Source organism: Inquilinus sp. NPDC058860 (genome assembly GCF_042743185.1).
Classification (GTDB): Bacteria; Pseudomonadota; Alphaproteobacteria; order DSM-16000; family Inquilinaceae; genus Inquilinus.
Genome location: NZ_JBHYMS010000083.1, coordinates 1 through 23,576, shown reverse-complemented (window position 1 = coordinate 23,576; position 23,576 = coordinate 1). Strand labels below are relative to the sequence as shown.

The 23,576-nt window shown below is 72.9% G+C and carries 22 protein-coding genes; 11 read left to right on the top strand and 11 right to left on the bottom strand.

The genetic code is table 11. The annotated features are described in order from the left end of the window. Together ACFW16_RS33595 and ACFW16_RS33590 are read left to right on the top strand one after the other, a co-directional pair. Positions 1 to 591 (top strand): peptidoglycan-binding protein (locus ACFW16_RS33595; protein WP_380313442.1); only part of this gene is annotated, 591 nt, incomplete at its 5' end. 53 nt (positions 592 to 644) lie between these two features. Then, positions 645 to 1,520, top strand: coding sequence for an SMP-30/gluconolactonase/LRE family protein (locus ACFW16_RS33590; protein ID WP_380313441.1), 876 nt, complete (start codon positions 645 to 647; stop codon positions 1,518 to 1,520). Here the strand turns inward: ACFW16_RS33590 and ACFW16_RS33585 are convergent. Genes ACFW16_RS33585 through ACFW16_RS33570 form a run of 4 tightly spaced genes read right to left on the bottom strand, consistent with a single transcriptional unit; the run spans position 1,517 to position 4,972 of the window. Next, on the bottom strand, positions 1,517 to 2,800 hold the full coding sequence (locus ACFW16_RS33585; protein WP_380313440.1) for an NAD(P)/FAD-dependent oxidoreductase: 1,284 nt from the start codon (positions 2,798 to 2,800) through the stop codon (positions 1,517 to 1,519). The two genes, ACFW16_RS33590 and ACFW16_RS33585, sit on opposite strands and share 4 nt — an antisense overlap. A gap of 14 nt (positions 2,801 to 2,814) precedes the next feature. Further along, positions 2,815 to 3,546, bottom strand: coding sequence for an amino acid ABC transporter ATP-binding protein (locus ACFW16_RS33580; RefSeq protein ID WP_380313439.1), 732 nt, complete (start codon positions 3,544 to 3,546; stop codon positions 2,815 to 2,817). Next, complete coding sequence (locus ACFW16_RS33575; RefSeq protein ID WP_380313437.1) at positions 3,543 to 4,196, bottom strand: amino acid ABC transporter permease; 654 nt, start codon at positions 4,194 to 4,196, stop codon at positions 3,543 to 3,545. Before ACFW16_RS33575 ends, ACFW16_RS33580 begins: the two co-directional genes overlap by 4 nt. An 8-nt stretch (positions 4,197 to 4,204) precedes the next feature. Next, entirely contained in the window at positions 4,205 to 4,972 is a 768-nt protein-coding gene (locus ACFW16_RS33570) for an ABC transporter substrate-binding protein (RefSeq protein WP_380313436.1), read from the bottom strand. A 134-nt stretch (positions 4,973 to 5,106) separates the two neighbouring features. On the opposite strand from ACFW16_RS33570, the gene ACFW16_RS33565 reads away from it, so the two are divergent. Then, complete coding sequence (locus ACFW16_RS33565; RefSeq protein ID WP_380313435.1) at positions 5,107 to 5,670, top strand: cupin domain-containing protein; 564 nt, start codon at positions 5,107 to 5,109, stop codon at positions 5,668 to 5,670. Between the two features lie 51 nt (positions 5,671 to 5,721). On the opposite strand, the gene ACFW16_RS33560 is transcribed toward ACFW16_RS33565, so the two are convergent. Both ACFW16_RS33560 and ACFW16_RS33555 read right to left on the bottom strand, forming a co-directional pair. Next, complete coding sequence (locus ACFW16_RS33560) at positions 5,722 to 6,981, bottom strand: acyltransferase family protein (protein WP_380313433.1); 1,260 nt, start codon at positions 6,979 to 6,981, stop codon at positions 5,722 to 5,724. 113 nt (positions 6,982 to 7,094) lie between these two features. Beyond that, on the bottom strand, positions 7,095 to 10,283 hold the full coding sequence (locus tag ACFW16_RS33555; RefSeq protein ID WP_380313432.1) for an AsmA family protein: 3,189 nt from the start codon (positions 10,281 to 10,283) through the stop codon (positions 7,095 to 7,097). A gap of 143 nt (positions 10,284 to 10,426) precedes the next feature. On the opposite strand from ACFW16_RS33555, the gene ACFW16_RS33550 reads away from it, so the two are divergent. The 3 genes from ACFW16_RS33550 to ACFW16_RS33540 all read left to right on the top strand — a co-directional run bounded on the left by ACFW16_RS33550 (position 10,427) and on the right by ACFW16_RS33540 (position 13,024). Beyond that, the gene (locus ACFW16_RS33550) at positions 10,427 to 10,642 is read left to right on the top strand and encodes a DUF4169 family protein (protein ID WP_380313431.1); all 216 of its coding nucleotides are present in this window, start codon (positions 10,427 to 10,429) and stop codon (positions 10,640 to 10,642) included. Next, a complete protein-coding gene (locus ACFW16_RS33545; RefSeq protein ID WP_380313430.1) occupies positions 10,643 to 11,761 on the top strand; it encodes a murein transglycosylase A in 1,119 nt (372 codons plus the stop codon). A gap of 294 nt (positions 11,762 to 12,055) precedes the next feature. Further along, complete coding sequence (locus ACFW16_RS33540) at positions 12,056 to 13,024, top strand: DMT family transporter (RefSeq protein ID WP_380313429.1); 969 nt, start codon at positions 12,056 to 12,058, stop codon at positions 13,022 to 13,024. Here ACFW16_RS33540 and ACFW16_RS33535 read toward each other — a convergent pair. Further along, entirely contained in the window at positions 12,993 to 14,081 is a 1,089-nt protein-coding gene (locus tag ACFW16_RS33535; protein ID WP_380313427.1) for a MerR family transcriptional regulator, read from the bottom strand. The two genes, ACFW16_RS33540 and ACFW16_RS33535, sit on opposite strands and share 32 nt — an antisense overlap. Positions 14,082 to 14,387: 306 nt before the next feature. Here ACFW16_RS33535 and ACFW16_RS33530 point away from each other — a divergent pair, with 306 nt between their 5' ends. After that, the gene (locus ACFW16_RS33530) at positions 14,388 to 16,418 is read left to right on the top strand and encodes a class I tRNA ligase family protein (protein WP_380313426.1); all 2,031 of its coding nucleotides are present in this window, start codon (positions 14,388 to 14,390) and stop codon (positions 16,416 to 16,418) included. Between the two features lie 94 nt (positions 16,419 to 16,512). Here ACFW16_RS33530 and ACFW16_RS33525 read toward each other — a convergent pair whose 3' ends face one another. Together ACFW16_RS33525 and gcvA are read right to left on the bottom strand one after the other, a co-directional pair. Beyond that, a complete protein-coding gene (locus tag ACFW16_RS33525) occupies positions 16,513 to 16,953 on the bottom strand; it encodes a GFA family protein (protein ID WP_380313425.1) in 441 nt (146 codons plus the stop codon). A gap of 178 nt (positions 16,954 to 17,131) precedes the next feature. Continuing rightward, a complete protein-coding gene (gene gcvA, locus ACFW16_RS33520) occupies positions 17,132 to 18,016 on the bottom strand; it encodes a transcriptional regulator GcvA (protein WP_380313424.1) in 885 nt (294 codons plus the stop codon). A gap of 98 nt (positions 18,017 to 18,114) precedes the next feature. On the opposite strand from gcvA, the gene ACFW16_RS33515 reads away from it, so the two are divergent. Next, complete coding sequence (locus ACFW16_RS33515) at positions 18,115 to 18,279, top strand: hypothetical protein (protein ID WP_380313423.1); 165 nt, start codon at positions 18,115 to 18,117, stop codon at positions 18,277 to 18,279. Beyond that, positions 18,276 to 18,701, top strand: coding sequence for a GFA family protein (locus ACFW16_RS33510; RefSeq protein WP_380313421.1), 426 nt, complete (start codon positions 18,276 to 18,278; stop codon positions 18,699 to 18,701). The genes ACFW16_RS33515 and ACFW16_RS33510 overlap by 4 nt, the downstream gene beginning before the upstream one ends. Here the strand turns inward: ACFW16_RS33510 and ACFW16_RS33505 are convergent. Next, the gene (locus tag ACFW16_RS33505) at positions 18,698 to 19,594 is read right to left on the bottom strand and encodes a DMT family transporter (RefSeq protein ID WP_380313420.1); all 897 of its coding nucleotides are present in this window, start codon (positions 19,592 to 19,594) and stop codon (positions 18,698 to 18,700) included. The genes ACFW16_RS33510 and ACFW16_RS33505 overlap by 4 nt on opposite strands. A gap of 130 nt (positions 19,595 to 19,724) precedes the next feature. On the opposite strand from ACFW16_RS33505, the gene ACFW16_RS33500 reads away from it, so the two are divergent. Both ACFW16_RS33500 and ACFW16_RS33495 read left to right on the top strand, forming a co-directional pair. Beyond that, entirely contained in the window at positions 19,725 to 20,636 is a 912-nt protein-coding gene (locus ACFW16_RS33500) for a helix-turn-helix domain-containing protein (protein WP_380313419.1), read from the top strand. A gap of 61 nt (positions 20,637 to 20,697) precedes the next feature. Continuing rightward, positions 20,698 to 22,170, top strand: coding sequence for a hypothetical protein (locus tag ACFW16_RS33495; RefSeq protein ID WP_380313418.1), 1,473 nt, complete (start codon positions 20,698 to 20,700; stop codon positions 22,168 to 22,170). Between the two features lie 16 nt (positions 22,171 to 22,186). Here ACFW16_RS33495 and ACFW16_RS33490 read toward each other — a convergent pair whose 3' ends face one another. Then, a complete protein-coding gene (locus tag ACFW16_RS33490) occupies positions 22,187 to 23,470 on the bottom strand; it encodes a nucleotide sugar dehydrogenase (RefSeq protein ID WP_380313417.1) in 1,284 nt (427 codons plus the stop codon). Positions 23,471 to 23,576: the final 106 nt, after the last annotated feature.

Here is a 23,576-nt window from a genome sequence, read left to right as displayed (position 1 = left end):
GCGCGGACCGCCGCGGCCGAGCCAGCCGCCGCGGAGCCCCCGGCCGCACCGGAGGGCCGGGCCCCCGGTTCCCCGTCGCCCGCTGCCCGGTCGGCACAGACCGCGCCGGAGCCGCCGGCGACGGCGGAGCGATCCGCCGTACCGGAAGGCCGCGCCCCGGCTTCCCGGCCACCCGTCTCGGCCCGGCCCGGGCAGAGCGCCGCGGCGCCCGAGGCGACCGCAATCGAGCGGTCCGCCGTGCCGGAGGGACGAGCACCGGGGTCGCCGCCGCCGGCTGCGGCCCGGCCGGCGGCGCCGCAGCAGGTCGCCACGGTTCCCGCCGCCCCCGCAGTTCCCGCGCCGCCGGCCGCCGCGGCGGGCCAGCCGGCCGGCGACGCGCAGCTGCGGGAGATCCAGCAGCTGCTGACGATGATGAACTACGACGCAGGCCCGGCGGACGGTCAGCTGGGCGGCAAGACCCGGAACGCCATCGCCGCCTTCCAGCGGCAGCAGAAGCTGCGGGTCACCAGCCGGCCCTCGCCGGCGCTGCTGGAGGCGCTGCGCAAGGCCGCCGGGGCCGAGACGCCGGACTGGACCCCGGGGCATTTCTGACCACAATCGCCGTCGGGCGATTCGGCCCGGAGCGAGAGCGGGAAGGGACGGCGATGGGTCAGGACGCGGTCTGCATCTGGGCGGCCGGGGCGACGCTGGGCGAAGGGGCGCTGTGGCTGGCGGAGGAGCAGGCGCTCTATTGGGTCGACATCCTGCAGCCGCGGATCCTGCGCTGGGACCCGACGACCGGGGCGCAGGCGGAATGGCCGATGCCGGAGCCGATCGGCTTCATCGCGCCGCGCCGCCGCGGCGGGCTGGTGGCCGGGCTGCGCAGCGGCTTCCACCTGGTCGACCTGCCCGAAGGCCGGGTCACGCCGATCGGCAACCCCGAGCCCGACCGCCCCGGCAACCGCTTCAACGACGGCAAGGTCGACCCGATGGGCCGGCTGTGGGCCGGGACCGTGGAGTTCGGCTGCACCGAGCCGACCGGCGCCTTCTATCGCCTCGACCCCGACCATCGCTGGCACCGCATGGATGACGGCTACATCGTCACCAACGGCCCGGCCTTCTCGCCCGACGGGCGCATCCTGTACGAGGCGGATTCGGACCGGCGGGTGATCCATGCCTACGACCTCGACCTGGCTTCGGGCGACGTCTCCAACCGCCGGCCCTTCGTGCTGTTCGCCGAGGACGACGGCGTGCCGGACGGCATGACCATCGACCGCGAGGGACACCTCTGGGTGGCGCATTGGGGCGGGTCGCGGGTCAGCCGCTTCCGCCCCGACGGCACGCTGGACCGCGCCGTCGCGATCCCGGCGCCGCATGTCACCAGCTGCGCCTTCGGCGACCCCGGCCTGACCACGCTCTACGTCACCACCGCCCGGGCCGGAATGTCGGAGGCGGCGCTGCGCCAGCACCCGCTGTCCGGCGGGCTGTTCGAGATCAAGGACGCCGGCCGCGGCCTGCCGGGCAGCCACTTCGCGGGCTAGAGCCCGCCGTCGTTCATCCGGTACCAGGTGATGACGGCGGAGACGTAGAGCCGGTGCAGGGCGTGCAGCGGCAGGGGCCGGATCGGCACCGGCGGCAGCGGCAGCGCATCGGCATCGCCGGTGGCGACGTAGTCCGCCATCGCCCGGCCCATCGCCGTCTGCAGCCCGACGCCGCGGCCCTGGCAGCCGATGTCGACCAGCAGGCCCGGCGCCAGCTCGTGCAGATGCGGCAGGTAGTCCCGCGTCACCGCCACCCGGCCGCACCAGCGATGCTCGACGGCGATGCCGGAAAGCTGTGGGAACAGCTTGCCGACCACCCGCTCGAGATGCGCCCAGTCGGACGCGCCCTTCGGCTCGCGGAACGGGCCGCGGCCGCCCATCAAGAGGCGGCCCTGGTGGTCCAGCCGGAAGTAGAGAAGCAGCTTGCGGGTGTCGGAGCTGACCTGCCCGCCGAGCAGCACCGTCTCGCGCTCGCGGTCGGTCAGCGGTCGGGTCGCCACCTGGAAGGAGTTGGCGGCGATGATCGTCTGCTCCAGCCGCGGCCACAGTCCCTTGGTGTAGCCGTTGGTGCAGAGCAGGACGCGGTCCGCCGTGACCGTGGCGCCGCCGGTGCCGAGGCGCCAGCGCCCCTCTGCCCGGTCGAGCGACGTGACCGGCGTGCCGGTGTGGATCGTGGCCCCGGCCTTGAGCGCCGCCCGGGCAAGGCCGCGGGCGTAGTCGAGCGGCTGGATGCCGCCGCCGCGCTCGTCCAGCCAGCCGCCGAGATAGCGGTCGGTGCCCAACGCCTGCCCGATCGCGGCCTTGTCCAGCGGCCGCACCGGCGCGCCGCGCCCGGCCCATTGCGCCGCCCGCGCCTCGGCCTCGGCCAGGCCTTCCGGCGAATGCGCGCCCTGGATCCAGCCGGCCCGCCGATGCGGCACGGGCATGCCGTGGCGCGCGATCAGGTCGAACACCAGGTCGGCGGTGCCGCCGCCGAACTCGGCCAGCCGGCCGCCCCGCTCCGCCCCGAACATGGCGACCAGCGCGTCCGGGTCGTGCTTCAACCCGGGGATGACCTGGCCGCCGTTGCGGCCGGAGCCGCCGAAGCCGATCTGCCGCGCCTCCAGCAGCACCGGACGCACGCCGCGCTCGGCCAGGTGCAGCGCCGCCGACAGCCCGGCATAGCCGCCGCCGATGATCGCCACATCCGCGGTGGTCGAGCCGGCGAGCGGCGGCGTCTCGGGCGCGGGCGCCGCGGTGGCGGCCCAGAGCGAGGGTTCGAGCGGAAAATAGTCGGCCACGTCTCGCCTCGATGTCAGAGCGGATGGAGCACCCGGCGGAGGAAGTCCTGGGTGCGCGGATGGCTGGGCTGGGTCAGCACCGACTTGGCCGGCCCCTGCTCGACGATCACGCCGCCGTCGATGAACAGCACCCGGTCGGCGACCTCGCGGGCGAAGCCCATCTCGTGGGTGACGACGACCATGGTCATGCCGTCCTCGGCCAGGCCGCGCATCACCGCCAGCACCTCGCCGACCAGCTCGGGGTCGAGGGCCGAGGTCGGCTCGTCGAACAGGATCGCCTGCGGCTGCATCGCCAGGGCGCGGGCGATGGCGACGCGCTGCTGCTGCCCGCCGGAGAGCTGGGACGGCCTGGCCTCGGCCTTGTCGGCGAGGCCGACCCGGGCCAAGAGGGCACGGCCACGCTCCGCCGCCTCGGCCCGCGGCTGCTTCTTCACGAAGACCGGGCCTTCGATCACGTTCTCCAGCACCGTGCGGTGCGGGAACAGGTTGAAGCGCTGGAACACCATCGCAACGCGGCCGCGGATCTCGACGATCGACCGGGCGGCGCGGTCGACCCGGCGGCCGTCGACCAGGATCTCGCCGGCCTCGTAGGTCTCGAGCCCGTTGATGCAGCGCAGAATGGTCGACTTGCCGGAGCCGGAGGGGCCGATGATGCAGACCACCTCGCCCTTGGCCACGCTGGCGTCGATGCCCTTCAGCACCTCGACCGCGCCGAACCGCTTGCGGACGCCCTTGAGCTCGATCACGGCTTGCCCGCCTTCTTCTCGAAGTGGCGCACCAGCAGGATCAGCGGGATGCTCATCGCCAGATACATCAGCGCCACCAGGGTGAAGACGCTGGTGTTCTTGAACGAGGCCGAGGCGATCAGCTTGCCCTGCAGCGCCAGCTCCGCGACCGTGATGGTCGAGGCCTGCGACGAGTCCTTCAGCAGCATGATCATGATGTTGCCGTAGGGCGGCAGCACGATGCGCACCGCCTGGGGCAGGATCACCCGGCGCATGGTCAGCCCCCAGCCCATGCCGATCGACTGCGCCGCCTCGATCTGGCCGCGGTCGATGGCCTGGATGCCGGCGCGGAAATTCTCCGCCTGATAGGCCGAATAGGCGACGCCGAGGCCGATGATCGCGGCCTGCAGCGCGGTCAGCGACACGCCGAGATCCGGCATCACGAAGTACAGGTAGAACAGCTGGACGATGATCGGGATGCCGCGGATCACGTTGACCGCGGTGGCGCTGAGCCCCGACAGCACGCCGATGCCGGAGACCCGCAACACGGCCCAGACCAGGCCCAGCACGGTCGACAGCACCAGCGCGCCGAAGGTGACCACCAGCGTCAGCCCGACGCCCTGCAGCAGGATCGGCAGGAACTCGGCCGCGTCTCGGAGGAAGCTCTGCATCGTGAGGCTCAGGAGGCGCCCTGCGGCTTCACGCCCCATTTGGCCAGGATGCGGTCGATGCTGCCGTCGGCCTTGAGCTTGGCCAGCGCCGCGTCGACCCGGTCGCGCAGCGCCTGGTCGCCCTTGCGCAGCCCGATGCCGACCGACCCGATCGAGGTCGGCTTGTAGCTTTCGACCAGGCGGACGCCGGGGATGGCCCCGCCCTTCAGGTTGTAGGCCAGGATCGGATAGTCGGCGAAGCCGGCCGCGATCCGGCCCGCATTCACGTCGCGCAGGATGTCGGGGATGGTGTCGTAGGCCTTGACCTCGGCGAACAGCCCGCTGGCCTGCAGCGCGTCGACGAAGGTGGTGCCGACCTGCGCCCCGACCGTCAGGCCCTTGAGGTCGGCCAGCGTGGCGTGGTCCCTGGTGTCGTCCTTGGGGACGATCAGCCCTTCGCCGTAGGTGTAGATCGGCGCGGAGAAGTCGATCACCTCCTGCCGCTTCGGGCTGATGAACATCGCGGCCGCGATCAGGTCGATCTTGTTCGAGGTCAGCGAGGCGATCAGGGTCGAGAACGCCATCGGCTCGATCTGCACCTCGAAGCCGGCCTCCTGGCCGACCGCGCCGATCAGGTCGACCATGATGCCCTGGATGGTGTTGGTCTTGGTGTCGAGGAAGGTGAAAGGCACGCCGGTCGGGGTCGACCCGACCTTCAGCACCTCCGCCATTGCCGGAGTCGCCGCCGCCAGCGCCGCCATGGCCGCCGCAGCCTGGATGAGCGTCCTGATCCGCATCGCCCTGCCCCCTGTCCTGGATTGCCGGCTGGCGCGGACCGGGTCCGCATGCCGGAGTGGTTTCACCATTATGAAATCGGCATAATCGGACGCGTTTGGCAAGCTATTTTCACCTATATGAAACCGGATCACGCATGAGCATCGACCTGACCGTGGGCGCCCGCATCCGGGCGCTGCGCCATGCCCAGGGCCTGTCGCTGAAGACGGTCTCGGCCCGATCCGGCCTGTCGATCGGCTTCGTCAGCCAAGTCGAGCGCGGCCTGTCCTCGCCCTCGCTGAAGGTGCTGACCACGATCGGCGACGTGCTGGGCGTCGGCTTGGCCGGGCTGTTCGGCCCGGCGCCGGCCGAGGGCGCCGACCCGGTGGTGATGCGCCGGGCGGAGCGGCCGGGGCTGAACCTGTGGCGGTCGGGCATCACCAAGCAGCTGCTGAGCCCGGCCGGCGACGGGGGCTTGAGCCTGTTCCTGGTGACCATGGAGCCGGGCGCCAGCACCGGCGACGAGTTCTACACCCATGCCGGCGAGGAAGCCGGCACGGTGCTGGAGGGCGAGATGGCGCTGACGGTCGACGCCGAGAGCTGGACGCTGGCGGCCGGCGACGGCTTCCGCTTCGCCAGCCGCCGGCCGCACCGCTTCGCCAACCCCTCGGCCGAATCCCAGGCCGTGGTGCTGTGGATCAACTGCGTGATCGGGCGGTGAGCCTGCGCAGGCCGGACGGGATCCGTCGCGGTCCGTGCCCCGCGGAGGCCGCTACGGAGCGGTTGCGCCGCGCAGACCGTCCGCAGACCGGGGCGGGCCGGCCAGCCGGGACCGCAGCCGCCGCCCCAGTGCGATGCCCGGCTTCTCGACGACGCGATACGTCGCCGCCGAGGCCAGCACGAGCAGCGCGGCGCACAGGCCGCCGACCAGCCAGAACCGGGCCGGGCCGGCCATGGCGAAGTCCCGGACCGGCGGCACAGCGAAGACGAGCGTCAGCACCAGCCCCTGCATCAGGTAGAGGCTGTAGCTCATCGCGCTCATCCGCCGGGCCGGGCGGGTCGACAGCAGGCCGAACAGGGTGGCCCCGTCGCAGACCAGATAGAAGAAGGCCGAGACCAGGACGATCTGGACGGGGCCCAGCATGGTGTCGAAGGCCAGGAACACCAGGCCCAGGCAGGCCAGGGCGATCCCGGAGCCGACCCGTGCCGGAAGCCGCGGCCGGGCGGGGCGCCGGACCAGGCAGGCCGCGACCATGCCGGAGAAGAAGGCGGCGACGACCGTGGCCAGCATGGCGATCGCCAGCGCCGGCGTCGGCTCGGACATCGACGTCGTCGAGGAGGCCGCGGCCGCCAGGGCGAGCAGGCACAGCAGCAGGCCGCCGCCGGCGAAGCGGAACGGCCGGGCCCAGGGGGCCCCGCGGGCGAGGCGGGCGAGCGGCCACAGCGCCCCGTAGAACAGCCATTCGACGAAGATCGTCCAGGTCACCCCCGCCAGGATCAGCCCGGTCCCGGCATAGCCGTTGACGTCGGGCTGGAGCGGCAGGAGGCCGAGCGCCAGCCAGTGCAGCGCATCGGCGGCGACGGTCCAGACCGGCTCCCGGAGCGCGAAGCCGGTGCGCCAGGCGACGATGGCGAGCATCAGCCCGACCGCCACGAGGTACATCGGGCCGATCCGGAACACGCGGCCGACATAGAGCCCGGTCCAGTCCGGGCGCCCCTTGTCGTCGAGCAGCTTCCCCCAGAACAGGAAGCCGGTGATCATGAAGAAGACCACGACGCCGGCCTGCCCGAGCTGGGTGTAGACGCCGAACGGCGGCAGCCCCCACGTCCCGGTCCCGATGTACCGGTGGGTGATGACCAGATGGTGCGCGAAGACGCCCAGGGCGAGGAAGCCGCGCAGCCCGTCGAGCGTCGCCGTCCGCCGGCCGCGCGGCGGCGGTTCGTCGGCAAGCCGAAAGACCGGCAGCGCCGCCACCATGGCGAAGACGGCGAGCATGAGCACGACATACGGCCATACGGAGTAGATGCCCATGCCGCCCCCACGACCGATTGCATCCGGCGCGGACACTCAGCCGACCGGCCCGGCCGCCGTCTAGCTGCAAGATCATGCAGGGCTGGCGAAAGCGAGCGGCGCCGCGCCTTGGATCAGGGTCCCGGGGGCGGCTCCGCCGGTGTCTCCGGAGGCGGCTCGGCCGGAGCCGCCGGCGCCGGTTCGGTCGGCCGGACGGCGGCGCGGGCGGCGGCCCAGTCCTCCAGCGCCTTGGTCTCCAGCCGCCGCACCGGGGCCGAGGGGGTGCCGTCGAAGCGCAGCCCCACCGCCGGCACGTCGGGATGGGCGCGGAAGACGACATCAAGGCCGAGATCGAGCCGCCAGCGCGGCAGGTCGAGGGTGAAGCCGCCCGTGCCCACCGCCGCGTCGGTGACCAGGCGCAGATCGGTCGAGGCCGCGGTGCCGTCGGCGATGGCGTAGGTGGCGTTGATCGCCGGGACCTTGGTGCTGCCGCCGGCGAAGGCGGCGCGCAGCCCTTCGAGGAAGGCGCCCGGCAGCCCCGGATCGGCCAGCAGCCGTTCGGCCGCGGCGAGGTCGATGCCGGCCAGCGTCGCGTCGCGCACCGCCACCAGCCCCTTGCCGTCCAGCCCGTAGACCAGGCCGGCGACGCTGTTGCCGGCCGAGGTGGCGTCGAGGCCGAGATCGAGCCGGCCGGCCAGGCCCTGCGGGCCGGCCGACTGCCGCAACACGGCGGCGAGGTCGGCGTCGACCAGATCGGCATGGCCGGACCAGCGCGGCCCGCCTGCATTGTCCCTCGGCCAGTCGATCCGGCCGTTCAGGCCGAGCCGGCCGCCGGCCACGCCGGCCGAGAGCCGGTCGAGCGTCAGCCCGGCCTGATCGAGCCGGGCGTGCAGCTCCGGCTGGTCCAGGGTCCAGCCGGCGAGCGAGACCGCCGCCGCGTCGAGGTCGAGATTGCCGTCGATCCGGGCCAGGCCGCCCAGGTCGAAGGGCCGCGCCGACCACTGGCCGGCGGCGTCGCCGGACGGCCCGGTCAGCAGCCGGTCGAGCGGCAGCGCCGTGGTGCGCAGCGACACCGCCAGGCGCGGCCGGGCCCCGCCCGCGTCGAGCTCGGCCGTGCCGCCCAGCGACACCGGGCCGACCGTGCCCTGCAGGTTGTCGAGGCGCAGCCGGCCGCCGGCCCAGTCGGCATCGGCATAGAGGTCGATGCCGCCGAGATCGGGCGCCGCCAGACCGCCCTCGCCGACCCGCTGCAGCAGCCCCGGCAGGTCCGGATGGGTCAGGCGCAGGCCGAGCGCGGCGTGCGGCGCGGTCGCCGCGTCGGACAGGCTGCCGCCCAGCGCCACCGTGCCGCCGAGGGCGTCGACCGTGCCGTCGACCGAGAGCGAAGCCGGGTCGCCGCGCAGCCGCAGCGAGGCCTTGAGCGGGCCCGCGGACGGCGTCGGCACCGCCCCGTGCAGGCGCAGCGCGCGCAGGAGCGCCGGCGGGTCCTGGGCCTCGAGCGTCGCCTGCAGGTCGATGTCGCCGAGGCCGGCGAGCCGGCCGACGGCGCCGTTCAGGCTGAGCCCCGCCCCGCCCGGCCCCTCGACCCGGCCGCTGTGGATGGTCAGCGCGCCCTGGGCCATCGTCGCCTCGAGCCTGAGGCCGGTGAAGGCGGCGCCATCGACCGAGGCGGCGTCGACCGTGGCGTCGAGATTGACGTCGGCCCCGGTCAGCGCCGCCAGGAGGCGGTCCCGCAGCGCGGGGTCGGATCGCAGCAGGTCGGAAAGCGGCGGTGCGCCGGCCGGGCGGTAGGCGTCGACGTCGAGGCGGCTGAGCATCAGCCGGGCGCCGATCCCGGGCCGGTCGCCGCCGACATAGGTCAGGGCGCCGGTCAGCCGGTTGCCGTCGAGATCGGCGTCGAGGCCGGCGACCTGGAGATTGGCGATGTCGCCGGTGAGGACGCCGGCGATCCGGCCGCGGCGCAGGGCGGTGGCCGGGACCGCGCCGGGATCGATGCCGGCCCAGTCGAGCGCGCCGCGCAGGTCGTCCGCCGCCAGCTGGACCGAGAGCCGGTCCGCCGCCGGCCGGTCGCCGTCGAGGCGGATGGCGCCGGAGGCCGCGGCCGAGGCACCGCCGGGCAGGCCGAAGGCCAGGCGGGTCAGGCCGATCCGCGCCGGGTCCAGCGTCGCCTGCAGCCGCAGGTCGCGCAGCAGCCCGTTGCGCACCGCCAGCGCCGCGACCGACAGGTCGAGCGTGCCGGCGACCGGCAGCGCCGCCTTGCGCGACAGCGCCGCGGCCAGGCGCCCGGCCAGCGCCGCCGGATCGGCGCCGTCGCCGGCCCAGTCGGCCAGGGCCAGGCGGTTGAAGCCGAGCGTCGCCTCGACCCGCGGCACCGCGGCCAGGGTGACGGCCACGCCGCCGGCGGCGCGCATGTCACCGAGATCGGCGGTGAGGTCGGCCAGCTCGATCCGCTCGGCCCCGGCCTCCCCCGCCCTGGTCTGCACCGTGGCGCGCAGGGCGAAGACGCCGGGCCGGGACGAGGAGGCGGGCAGCTTGACGCCGATGCGCGCCAGGCTGGCGTCGAGGTCCTTGCCGACCACCGAGAGGTCGCCCTGCAGGCCGCCATCGGGCTGCAGCAGGCCGCCGAACCGCGCGTCGGTGGCGTCGAGCCCGACCGTCGCCGTCAGCGGCAGGGCGCCGAGCGGCGAACGCGGCTGCAGCGCCAGGTCGAGCGTCATCGGCACGCCGGCGACGACGCCGGCGCCGCTGATCGAGACCGGCCCGCCCGGACCGGGCGCGGCCAGCCGGAGATCCGCCGTCTCGACCTCGACCTGGCGGCCGCTGCGGCGGTCGAGCCAGAGGATCGAGCCCTGGCGGATCGCGGCGCGGACGGAAGACAGCCGGCGGCCGATGTCGCCGCCCAGCCCGTCCCAGGAGCGCCGGCCGTCGGGCAGCGTCTCCAGCGCCACGTTGGGCTGGTCGAAGGTGACGCCCACCACCTCGACCCGGCCGAGCAGCAGGGGCAGAAGGGAGACCCGGAGGTCGACGCCGTTCGCGGTCAGGAGGTCCGGCACGGTCGCGCCCGGCACGCTGGCGACGCGGACGTCGCCGGCCACGAGGCGCGGCATCGGCAGCATCTCGAACGAGACCGGCCCGTCGATGGCCACGGCGCGGCCGGTCAGGGCGCCGACCTCCTGCGCGATGCGGCCGCGATAGGGCGTCCAGTCGAGCTGCCCCGGCACCACGAGCACCGCGGCGACCAGCAGGACAAGGAGGATGAGGAGACCGAAGGCGAATTTCTTCACGGCGCTGCAGGCGTCGTCCGGGGTTGCGACTGACGGCACGACTCGGGCGCATGATCGGAAATCATCGGACGGATTCACAATACAAATCGGGATTGAGACAAAACACCGGAGAATCGCGACACGGCGGCCTTATCCCGCACCGCCGTTTCGGCTAGTCTCGGCGGTACGGAGGGATGCGGACGATGGGCGAGGTCATCAATCTGCGGCAGGCGCGCAAGGCCAAGGCCCGCGCCGGGAAGGAGGCGCAGGCGCAGGAGAACCGCGCCCGCTTCGGCCGCACCGGGGCGGAGAAGCGGCGCGACGCCGACGCGGCCGGGCGCGAGGCGCGCCGGCACGAGGGCCACCGCGTCGAGCCCCCCATCGAGGACGACGAGGATCCGGACGGAGGCGCCGCGTAGATGCGCTCCGTCTCTCGGGTCGCGGCCCTGGCTGCACTGCTCGGGCTGGTCCTGGCCGGCTGCGCCGGCCCCACGCGGCCGCCCGAGGGCGGCGGCACCGGCGGCGTCGCCACCGATTTCCAGCACCTGCCGGGCTGGCGGGAGGACGGCGTCGCCGCCGCCCTGCCGGCCGTCTGGAACACCTGCAGCGTCTACGCCGCCAAGCCGCCGGGGACGCGGCTGAACTACAACGGCATCGAGGGGCCGGTCGAGGACTGGACGCCGATCTGCGACGCCGCCCACCGCCTGACCGGCCGCGACGAGGCCCAGGCCCGGCAGTTCTTCGAGACCTGGTTCACCCCGGTCGCCCTGACCGGCTTCGACCGCGGCCAGTACGGCCGCTTCACCGGCTATTTCGCGCCCGAGCTGAACGGCAGCCGGGTGCGCCGCGGCGCCTACCAGACGCCGCTGTACCGCACGCCGTCGAGCGACCGCGACCGGCGCCGCAGCCGGGCCGAGATCGCCCGCGGCGCGCTGGACGGCCGCGGCTACGAGATCGCCTGGGTCGACGACCCGATCGACGCCTTCTTCCTGGAGATCCAAGGCTCCGGCAAGGTGCGGCTGGACGACGGCAGCGTCATCGGCCTGAAGTTCGACGGCCAGAACGGCCAGCGCTACCGGGCGGTCGGCCGGGTGCTGGTCGATGCCGGCATCGCCACGCTGGACGAGATGTCGATGGGCTACATCCGCAACTGGATGATCGCCAACCCGGACCGGGCGCAGTGGCTGATGAACCAGAACCCGAGCTACGTCTATTTCCGCGAGAAGGCGGCCGAGGACGTGATCGGCGCCCATGACGTGCCGCTGACGGCGGGGCGCAGCCTGGCGGTCGACCGCGACTACATCTCGCTCGGCACGCCGGTCTGGCTGGACATCGAGGACGACCCGACGGTGCCGAACCGCACCCTGCGCCGCCTGGTGCTGGCCCAGGACATCGGCGGCGCCATCCGCGGCCCGATCCGCGGCGACCTGTACTGGGGCGAGGGCCACGCCGCCGGCGACATGGCCAGCGCCATGAACGCCGAGGGCCGGGCCTACATGCTGGTGCCGCGCGCCACCCTCGGCCTCGCGGGGCGGTAGGGGCTTGCGGCCCCTTCCCTTCTGTCATTGCCGGGCTTGACCCGGCAATCCAGGGGCCACCCAGAGCGGCATCGACATTCCCTGGATGCCCGGGTCAAGCCCCGGGCATGACAGGAAAGGGGATGCCTCCTTCCCCGGGTCAACCGCCAGCGAAGCAACAACGGCGAAATTCAGGCATCCAGTCCTGCACGAATCGAAGGCAGGCGATGCGTGGCGCGCAATGGCGCCGCCGATTCGCCGGTCGTAAGGTAAGGATCGCGGCCTCGAGGCCGCTCTACGCCGGCCGCCGCCACCATGACTGTCACGCTCGCCCAGCCCCGCGCCTCCGTCGCCGCGGGCATCGGCTTCGCCTGTCTCGGCTTCGCCCTCTACACCTGCATGGACACCGCGGTGAAATGGGTCTCCGCAGGCTTCCCCCTGTACCAGGTGATCTTCTTCAACGCCGCCTTCGGCCTGCTGCCGATGCTGGCCTATGCCCAGCTGACCGGCGGCGTCGGCCAGTTGCGGACCCGGCGGCTGTGGCTGCACGCCACCCGGTCGGCGATGGGGCTGGCGGGGTCGTTCACCTGCTTCCACGCCTATGCCGAGATGCCGATCGCCGATGTCTACGCCGTGCTGTTCTGCGCGCCCTTGCTGATCACCGCCCTGTCGGTGCCGATCCTCGGCGAATCCGTCGGCTGGCGGCGGTGGACCGCGGTCGGCATCGGCTTCATCGGCGTCATGGTGATGCTGCGGCCGGGCGCCGGCATGGCCAACCCGGCGGTGCTGGGCGCGCTGTTCTCCGCCGTCGTCAACGCGCTGGGCTTCCTGCTGCTGCGCCGCTTCATCGCCAGCGAGAACCGGATCTCCTTCGGCTTCTACGCCAATGCGACGACGGCGATCGTCACCGGGCTGATGATCCTGGCCTTCGGCGGGGTGGTGCCGGCCCTGCACGAGCTGCTGGCGATCGCCATCGGCGGCGTGCTGGGCGGCACCGCCTACCTCTTCGTCACCAACGCCTATCGCCAGGCGCCGGCCGCGGTGGTGGCGCCGTTCCAGTACAGCCAGATGATCTGGGGCGTCGCCTCCGGCTACCTGCTGTGGCAGGACGTGCCGGACCCGACGATGCTGGCCGGCTGCGCCATCGTCATCGCCAGCGGCCTCTACATCCTGCATCGCGAGACGGTGCGGCAGGCGCCGGTGGCGCAGAACGCCGGGCCGGCCGCCACCGTCGCCTCGGTGCCGTCGCCGATCAGGACATCGCCGGACCGGGCCCTCGACTGAGCCGCTCGCGCGCCTCGGGCGTGGCCAGGCAGGTGGCGACGGCCTCGTAGCCGGGCGCGCCGGGCCAGGGCGCGACATACGCCGGCGGGCTGTGATTGGCCGGGCAGAGCAGGATCGCCTCGTCCGGGCCGACCGCCGCCAGGTCCAGGATGGCGCAGGAGCGGGTCATCAGGACCAGCGGCCGGCTGTCGGGTCCGCGGCGGCGCAGATGGGCGATCAGCGCCTCCTGCGTCGCCTCGTCCAGCCCCTGCTCGACCAGATCGACCACCAGCGCCGTCGGCCCCTCGGCCTCCAGCCCGGCCAGCAGGGCGACCAGCGCGTCCGAGACGGCGGCGCCGTCCTCGACCAGCCAGGCCAGGGCGCGGTCGACCCGGGCGCGGATATCCGAATCGGCGTCGAGCCGGGCGCGGATCGCGGCGACCGCCTCATCCGACAGGCCCCACTCCGGCAACGGCCGGGCGTCGAGCCAAGCGCCGGCCGCGGCGCCATCCAGCACCGCCCGGTCGAGGCCGAGGAAGGCGGCGCCGGGCAGCGCCTGGGCCAAGCGCAGCGCCAGCCGGGTCTTGCCGCTGCCGAGCGGGCCGATGATGTAGGTCAGCGGCCGGACGGGCCCGAGCTCGAACCGCTCGCCGCCCCAGGGCCAGGGCAGGTCGAAGGCGATGCCGGAGTCGGGCACCAGCAGCCGCGCCAGCTCGCCGGCGGTCGGTGCCCGGCCGCGGGCGAGGCCGTCGCGCAGGCCATGCACCCGTTCGATCGTGCCGGCGAGCTGGCGCAGCCGGCCTTCGAGCGCCGCCTGATGCGCCGCCAGCGCCGGCTCCAGCCCCTGCGGATCGCCTTTCAGCACCCGCGCCACCTGGGCCAGGCTGAAGCCGAGCGCGCGCAGGGCGGCGATCTCGCCGGCGCGGCGCATCTCGTCGGGACCGTAGGCCCGCCATCCGGCCGCGCTGCGGACCGGGACCAGGAGGCCGCGCTGCTCATAGAGCCGGAGGGCCTTGGCGGACACGCCGAGCCGCTTGGCGGCTTCGGAGGCGTTCAGGAAGCGGGCGGAGACGTTCACGGACTCACCTCATGACGGGTTGACCGCCTCTCTTATCGGAGCGGTCCCAGGGGCCGGGTCAACAGGGATTGGCGATACCGCCGGAATCCGTCATGCTGGCCGTCATGACGACCATGCGCGCCGCCTCGGGACGACTTAGCGCCCCGGCCTTCTGAGCCGGCCGGGCCCGTGCGCCCGGTCTTCGTCCCCTCGCGCTGCGATCCCGTCCCATGACCATCCCCTTCCATCTTCGACTTCCCGGCGGCCGCCGGCGGGAGGTCCGCCGACGGCCGTAGCTCTCTCCCACACGCGGGCAAGGAGGCACGGATGGCTTACGATCCGCAGGCGATCGAGCCGAAATGGCAGGCCTATTGGGACCGGCACCGCAGCTTCCGGGCGGAGATCGACCCGGGGAAGCCGAAGTTCTACGCGCTGGACATGTTCCCCTACCCCTCCGGCGCCGGGCTGCATGTCGGCCATCCGGAGGGCTACACCGCCACCGACATCGTCTGCCGGTACAAGCGGATGGCCGGGTTCAACGTGCTGCACCCGATGGGCTGGGACGCCTACGGCCTGCCGGCCGAGCGCTACGCCATGCGCACCGGCATCCACCCGGCGGTGACCACGAAGCGCAACATTGAGACCTTCCGCCGCCAGGTGAAGCGCCTGGGCTTCTCCTACGACTGGGAGCGCGAGCTGGCGACCACCGATCCCGGCTTCCTGCGCTGGACGCAGTGGATCTTCCTGCAGCTGGTCGAGCGCGGCCTGGCCTATCGGGCCGAGGCCCCCGTGAACTGGTGCCCGGCCCAGAACACGGTGCTGGCGAACGAGGAGGTGAAGGACGGCCGCTACATCGAGACCGGCGACCCGGTGGTGCAGCGGCCGATGCGGCAGTGGATGCTGCGCATCACCGCCTATGCCGACCGGCTGCTGGCCGACCTGGACGGGCTGGACTGGCCGGAGGGCATTAAGGCGCTGCAGCGCCACTGGATCGGCCGGGCGGAGACGGTGGCGGCGGACGGCACGCGCCGGGTCACGTACCGCCTGCGCGACTGGCTGTTCTCGCGCCAGCGCTATTGGGGCGAGCCGATCCCGATGCTGCATCTGGCCGACGGTTCGGTGGTGCCCCTGCCGGAGGACAGCCTGCCGCTGCTGCCGCCGGAGCTGGACGACTACGCCCCGGCGCCGGGCGGCGAACCGCCTCTGGCCCGCGCGACGGGCTGGGTCGAGACCACGGTGCCCGGCACGGACATCCCGGCCCGGCGCGAGACCGACACCATGCCGCAATGGGCCGGCAGTTGCTGGTACCATCTGCGCTTCCTGGACCCGCACAACGACCGCGAGATCGTCGGCCGCGAGGCGGAGCGGTATTGGCTGCCGGTCGACCTGTATGTCGGCGGGGCGGAGCACGGCGTGCTGCACCTGCTGTATGCCCGGTTCTGGCACAAGGTGCTGTTCGACATCGGCGTGGTCTCGACGCCGGAGCCGTTCCGGCGGCTGGTCAACCAGGGGATGATCCTGGCGCCGTCCCATCGCGACGCCGCCGGCCGCTATTACGAGGCGTCGCAGGTCGAGGAGCGAGACGGCGGCTACTATGCTGGGCTCGTGCCGCTGATCCGGCAGGCCGAGAAGATGTCGAAGTCGCGCTTCAACGTGATCAATCCCGATGCGGTGGTGGCCGAGCACGGCGCCGACGCGCTGCGGCTGTACGAGATGTTCCTGGGCCCGCTGGAGGCGGCCAAGCCCTGGCAGACGGACGGCGTGGCCGGCATCCGCCGCTTCCTGGACCGCGCTTGGCGCATCGTCTGCGGCGCGGACGACGCGCTGAGGCCGGCGGTGCGGGAGGTGGAGTCGCCGGCCGGGCTGCTGCGGCTGCGCCACGCCACGGTCGCCGCCGTCACCGCCGACATCGAGGCGCTGCGCTGCAACACCGCGATCGCCCGGCTGATGCAGCTGGCCAAGGCGCTGGCCGCCGCGGACCCGCGGCCGCGCGCGGTGGTGCAGGATTTCGTGCTGCTGCTGGCCCCCTTCGCCCCGCACATCGCCGAGGAGCTGTGGCAAAAGCTGGGCCATCCGGATAGCCTGGCCCACGCCCCCTGGCCCGGCTTCGACCCGGACCTGACCGCGGAGGAGAGCCGCGACTACGCGGTGCAGCTGGACGGCAAGGTGCGGCACCACATCCGCGGCCCAGCCGGGCTGGACGGCCCGGCCCTGATCGCCGCGGCCCGGGCGGATCCGAAGGTGGCGGCGCTGCTGGAAGGCCGAGAGGTGGTGCGGGAGATCGCGGTGCCGGGCCGGCTGGTGAATTTTGTGACGCGGCCCTCATCCTCGAACGGCGGGAGCTCATCCAACTCGTAGGTTGGGTTCGCGGCACGCGAACCCAACGATCATGCATGCCTCGGAGCGGAGGGATGTTGGGTTCGAAGGCGAACCCAACCTACTCACTTGCCTGTCACTTGGCCGCATCTGTGAGCTGGGATCGTGCGCTCTTCGCAAACCGCTCCAGCTCGTCATCGATATGGAGCCACGCCAGACGTTGCGATTCGTGGGCATGAAATTGCGGCGCGAGATCGTTGGCCTGGTCGAGAATTCCTACAGCGATGTAAACCTGTCCAGGCAAATAGTCGTACCGCCCTGTGAGCGGAGACCCGCAGACCGCGCAAAATGTGCGCGTCACCCCAGGATTGGCGGCCACCCTGCGCCCTTCATCCGGCGTGAAAGTCACCACCGCCTCATCGAACGCCGCAAACACCGCGACGGGCGCGCCCGTCACCCGCCGACAATCAGTGCAATGGCAATAGGCGACGACGTGGGGGGCTTGCGTCGCCCGAACCCTAGTCGCACCGCAATAGCATCGCCCTGTAATCGTAGTCGAGGTGTCGGCATCCGCCACTGTTGTCCTCTCCTCGCGTCGTCCCGATCCAATGTACCCCCTAACGTGGGATCTCCTTCGATAATTTTATCTGGGGCAAGCGACAAATTCTGCCCTCGCGACAAGATCCGCTTTGGACTCGGGAGCTTGTCGAGCTCGTGACCAATGGCTGCAAAGGATCGATCTCCACCCTCCCCTCTCATCCTTCCTCCTCCACCGGCGGCAGCTCGCCCAGCAGCCAGGCGCGGAAGGCGCCGGCGGCGGGGGAGAGGCGGCGATCCTCCGGCATCGCCAGCCAGTACCAGCTGCGCGGCACCGAGACGTCGAACAGCCGCACCAGCCGGCCGGCGGCGATGTCGCGGGCGCAGAGCACGTCGTCGCCCATCGCCACCCCCTCCCCGGCCATCGCCGCGTCCAGCGCCAGCGCCACGTCGAGGAAGCGCGGGCCGCGGCTGGCGTCGATGCCGGTGATCCCCGCCGCGGCCAGCCACAGCGACCAGGTCTGGGCGCTTTCGTCATGCAGCAGGGTCTGGCCGCGCAGGTCCGCCGGCGTCGCCAGCCCCGCCGCCACAGCCGGGGCGCAGACCGGGTAGTCCATCACCTGCATCAGCTTCTCCACGGCCAGTCCGGGCCAGCCGCCGCGGCCGTAGCGGATCGCCAGATCGGTCTGGTCGGCGCGGAAATCGGCCAGGCGCAGGGTCGGATCGAGCTCGATGTCGATGCCCGGATGGAGCTTGCGGAAGGCGCCGAGCCGCGGCACCAGCCAGCGCCCGGCGAAGGCGGGCTCGACCGACAGGCGCAGCCGGCCGCGCCCGGCCTCGGCCGCGATCACCACCATGCCCTGGGACAGCCGGTCGAAGGCGTCGGCGACCACGGCGGCGAAGGCCCGCCCGGCCTCGGTCGGCGCCAGGCCGCGGCCCTCGCGCAGCAGCAGCGGCACGCCCAGCCGCGCCTCCAGCCCGCGGACATGGCGGCTGATCGCGGCATGGCTGACGCCGAGCTCGGCCGCCGCCGCGGTGAAGCTGCCGCGGCGGGCGGCGGCCTCGAAGGCGCGGACGGCGTTGAGCGGCGGCAGCGGGCGCATCGCTCATCTGTAACTTTTGCTTACAGATGCTGCAAGGGAACGGCGTTTGTGCAAGGGCGGGCGAAGCGGCAGAGTCTCTGGGAGCCCAGGAGGCCGCCATGTTCCACCATCTGCTCGACGCCTATCTCACCGTCTTCGCGCCCGCCCCGCGCCGCGCCCCGGTGCAGCCGGAGGAGTGCCGCGCGGAGATCCTGCCGCCGCTGCCGATCGGCCGGCGCCGCAGCCGCCCGTCGCGGCGGCCGATGGTGATCGGCCGGCCGTGAGCGGGCCCACCTTCCCGCTCGAGGGCGGCTGCCTGTGCGGCGCCGTGCGCTACCGCATCGACGGGCCGGTCGCCTCGGTCGACTACTGCCATTGCCGGATGTGCCAGAAGGGCACCGGCACCCCGGCCGTGGCCTGGGCGACCGGGCCGTTCGAGGGCTTCCACTGGACCAAGGGCAAGCCGCGCGGCTTTCGCTCCTCGCCGGTCGGGCGGCGCTGGTTCTGCCCGGATTGCGGCTCGCCGCTGGCCTTCGAGGGCTTCGAGCCCGAGGGCAAGACCATGGGCGTCACCCTGGCGACGCTGGACGGCCCGACGGCGCTGCGGCCGCGCCAGCACGCCTGGGTCGGTACCCGCATCCCCTGGCATGCGATCGACGAGACGCTGCCGCAGTATGAGGATGAGGGGCCGGCCAGCGGACTCTAGGCGCTCGCCGGCGCCGCGCCGTTGCGGCGCCCCGGCAGCCGGGCGAAGACCAGGACGTTGCCGAGCAGCACCAGCGCCACCCCGGCCACCGCCGTCGCGGTCCAGACATAGCCTTCCAGCACCGCTGAGACATTCAGCGCCACCAGCGGGAACAGCACGCTGGAATAGGCCGCCCTGTCGGCGCCGATGCGGCCGACCAGCGTCAGATAGGCCAGGAAGGCGACCACCGAGCCCGGAATGGCGAGGTACAGCAGCGCCCCGACATAGGCGGGCGACGGGTCGAAGCGCCAGGGCGTGCCCTCGGCCAGCACCACGGCCAGCAGGATCAGCGTGCCGTAGAGCATGCCCCAGGCGGTGGTGGTCCAGGGCGTCAGGCCGCGGCGCCGGTGCATCACGGCGAAGACATTGCCGATGCCGAAGCCCATGGTGCCGGCCAGCGCCAGGCCGAGGCCGTAGAGCATCGGGAGGTCGAGCTGCGCCGGGTCGATGCCGAACAGCAGCCACAGGCCGGCCAACCCGACCGCGCCGCCGGCCAGCACGCGCGGCTTCAGCGGCTGGCCCAGCGCGATCCGGCTGAACAGCGCGGTCCAGACGCTGCCGGTGGAGAAGGCGACGGCGACCAGGCCGCTCGGGACATAGGCCGAGGCGTGGTAGACCAGCAGGAAATTGCCGCTGAACAGCGCCAGCCCCTGGCCGAGGCAGACCAGATGGTCGCGGGGGCGCAGCGTCTCGCGCCGGCGGGTGATCAGCAGCAGCGCGGCCATCACCGCCGCGGCCAGGGCGAAGCGGTACAGGATCGACAGCTCCACCGGCACCGGGCCGATCTGGTAGTGGATGGCGATCCAGGTGGTGCCCCAGATCAGGACGACGAGCAGGTACAGGGCGGCGGTCATGGCGGCACACGGGTTCCGGAGTCTCGGCCGTGATCCTGCGCCTGCCGGCGGCGCCGGGATTGCACGTCCTTGCGCAGTTTCCGCGCGCCCCCTGGCCGGCGACGGGGCACAGGCCTAGAGTCCGGAGACCATGAACCGGCCCGGACCGAGGATCGACGAGACCCCGCTGCAGCGCCTGGCGGCGCGCTACGGCGTGGCGACGGCGCTGGCGTCGTCGCGCGCGGTGCTGGAGCGGACGGTCGAGATCGGCGACGGCTTCACCCTGGCGGAGTGGTGGAACGCGCACGACACCACCGGGTACCACAGCCCCGGCCACCACACGCTGAGCCTGTACCTGGAGGGCGGCGAGGGCACCCGGCGCATCGGCTTTCCCGGACGCTTCGGCGGCCCCGGCCGGTTCTGCCTGCTGCCGGCCGAGCATGAATCGCACTGGATCCTGAGCCGGCCGATGCGCTTCCTGCACTTTTATTTCGACCGCGGCGCCCTGGCCGCGGCCGGCGCCGCCGCGCATGACGCCGACATCCGCGAGACCACGCTGCCGGACGATACCTTCTTCGACGACCCGGACGCGGCCCGGCTCATGGCCGGGCTGATCCGGCTGGACTGGAGCGACGCGGCATCCCGGCTGGCGGCGACCCAGAGCGGGCACGAGCTCCTGGCCCATCTCGCCGGCCGCAGGCTGCGCCGCCGTCCCTCCCCCGCCCTCGACGGCGGCCTGGCCCCGCATGTCCGCCGCCGGGTGCTGGAGCTGATCGAGGCGGTGCTGGACGAGCCGCTGACGCTGGGCCGGCTGGCCGCCGCGGCGGGGCAGTCGGAGTTCCACTTCGCCCGGATGTTCCGCGCCTCGGTCGGGCTGCCGCCGCATGCCTATGTGCTGGCCCGGCGGGTGGACCGCGCCCGCCGGCTGCTGGCCGGGAGCGACCGGCCGCTGGCCGAGATCGCCGCCGCCTGCGGCTTCACCCATCCGAGCCACCTGACCCGGCATTTCCGCGCCGCCTTCGGCGGCCCGCCCGGCGCCTGGCGGGCCGCGGTGCGAGGCTGAATCCGGCTTCACCCGCCCCCGGCCCGCCGCCATAGTGGCGGAAACGGGGGAGCAAAACACGATGCGGCGGAGTCTGTGCCTGGCCTTCGGGCTGGGAATGCTTGCGGCCGGCCCGGCCTGGGCCCAGGCGACGGCGGAGGAGGCGGCGAAGCTGAAGGCCGTGCTGGAGGCGTGGGTCCCGTCCGGCGAGGACCTTACCCCGGCGGAGGCCGACTACATCGTCGAGAAGCTGCCATCGGCCCTGGTCGTCGGTCGCTGGCGGGTGGAGCCCGACGGCGACGGGTATCGGATCCAGTCTCCCGGCGTCCGGGTCGTGCTGGCCAGAGGCTTCGAACAGCTGTTCGGCCGCACCGTCCTCGCCTGCGATCCCGACCGGATGCGCGCGGCGCCGACCGGGGCCGGCACCTTTGCCCTGAGCGGCGACGCCGCCTTGAGCTGCCGCCTGGAACGTGTCGACGGCTCGATCTTGCCGATCACCGCAGAACGCGGGCGCTCCACCGGGTCGATCGATCTCCGCGACCCGGCGAGCGTATCGACCGAGGCCGTTCTCGATCGCGTGACGGTGGGTGGCGGGGCCGGCGAACCGGCGAAGATCGATCGCCTGATCCTGTCCGGCGGCCGCAAGGCGGCGGCGAACGGACGGTCGGACGTCACCGGCCGCTATACGCTGGAGGGCTTCTCGTCCCCCTCCCCGAGCGGCACCGGCACGATCGCGGCCGCTCGCATCACCTACGACGTCGCGGCGGAGAGCGCCGACATCGCGGCGTCGACCAGCGCCGCGATCGCGCTGGCCAAGCGCCTCGCCGGATTGATCGGCGACGCCGCCCGGTCGGCCGGCGACGACCCTGCGGTGCAAGCCCTGCAGGATACGCTGATCGGCAGCTCCGGCCGGGCATCCCGCCAGGAGGTCCGGGTCGAAGGGCTGGTCACCAGGACACCCGCGCGGACGCTCGAGGTCGACGCCATCGCCCTTGGCGCTGCCATGAGCGACCTCGACCGCAGCGGGGCGCGCCTGACCATGCGGCTGGACATCGGGGGCACGGCGTTCGAGCCCCCGACTCCCTACACCGCCTGGATTCCGTCCGAGAGCACGGCCCAGCTCACGATCGAGGACATGCCGCTCTGGCAGATCGTCGGGGATTCGATGCTGCCCGGCAAGCGCGATCCGGCCGCGGTGTCGCGGCTGGTCTCGGAATCCTCGATGCGCGTGCGCATCGACGCCTTCCATCTGGCGGCTCCGGAAGCCGCGCTCGATCTCGGCGGAACGATCGCGTCGGCGCGCGACGCCGTGCGCGGGCAGACGGGCAACCTGCAGATGCGCCTGACCGGCATCGACGCGCTGGTCAAGGCGCTGCAGGCCGACCCAAAGGCCGGCCAGGCCGCGGCGGGCTTGAGCGTGCTGCAGGTTCTGGGGCGGCAGACGACGCTGCCCGACGGAAGGTCGGCGCGCGACTACGAGATCGTGATCGATCCGTCGGGCAAGGTCCTGGTCAACGGCGCCGATGTGCAGGCGCTGGTGCCGAAGGACCTTTGACCGTCGCAGGCTCCGGCTAGAGGCTCCAATAGGCCAGGCGGGCCGGCACGCCCGCCGGATCCAGCGCCGATTTCACATCCATCACCAGGCCGCCGTCCCTGAGGGAGGCCCAGAACTCGTCGCGCGGCCGGTCGAGATAGGCCCGGTGCGGCACCGCCAGCACCAGCGCGTCGAGGTCGCGGAAGGCGTCGAGGCCGGCCAGGTCGATGCCGTATTCGTGTCGCGCCCGCGCCGGATCGGCCAGCGGGTCGTGCACCAGCGGTTCGATGCCGTAGGAGCGCAGCTCGGCCACGATGTCCGGCACCCGGCTGTTGCGCAGGTCGGACACGTTCTCCTTGAAGGTCAGGCCCAGGATGCCGACCCGGGCGCCCAGGATGGTGCGGCCCTGGCGCGCCAGCACCTTGACCAGCTTGGCCCCCAGGAACGCACCCATCTGGTCGTTGATGCGGCGGCCGGCCAGGATCATCTCCGGCCGGTAGCCCACCGCCTCGGCCTTGGCGGTCAGGTAGTAGGGATCGACGCCGATGCAGTGGCCGCCGACCAGCCCGGGCCGGAACTTCAGGAAGTTCCATTTGGTGCCGGCGGCCTCCAGCACCTCGGCCGTGCGCAGGCCCAGCCGGTCGAAGATCATCGCCAGCTCGTTCATCAGCGCGATGTTGAGGTCGCGCTGGGTGTTCTCGATCACCTTCGCCGCCTCGGCCACTCGGATCGACGGCGCCCGGTGAATGCCGGCCGGGATGATGGCGCCATAGGCCGCGGCCACCCGCTCCAGCGTCGCCGCGTCCTGGCCGGACACGACCTTGACGATGCGCTCCAGCCGGTGCTCGCGGTCGCCGGGGTTGATCCGCTCCGGCGAATAGGCGAGCGCGAAATCCACGCCGGCGCGCAGGCCGGAGGCGCGGGCGAGCGCTGGGCCGCACACCTCCTCGGTGGCGCCGGGATAGACGGTGGATTCGAACACCACCACCGCGCCGGGGGTCAGCGCCCGGCCGATGGTCTCGCAGGCGCGCAGCAGCGGCCCGAAATCCGGCCGGCGCTCGGCATCGATCGGCGTCGGCACGGTGGCAACGAAGAAGCCGGCGCCGGCGAGGTCCGCCGGGTCGGCGGTGACGGTGAGGCCGGCATCGGCCAGATCCGCTGTTTCGACCTCGCCGGTGACGTCATGGCCCTCGCGCAGGGCGGCGATCCGGGCCGGGTCGATGTCGAAGCCGATGGTCCCGGGGAAGCGCCGGGCGAAGGCCAGCGCCACCGGCAGCCCGACATAGCCGAGCCCGATCACGGCGATGCGTTCGTGGGTCATGGGAGGCACCGCACGTCGAAAGATCCGCTAGCCCCCCATCGCCGTCTTCTTCCTAGTCCCCCCTCCCCTTGCGGGAGGGGGGTAGGGGGAGGGGTCTGCGCGCGTC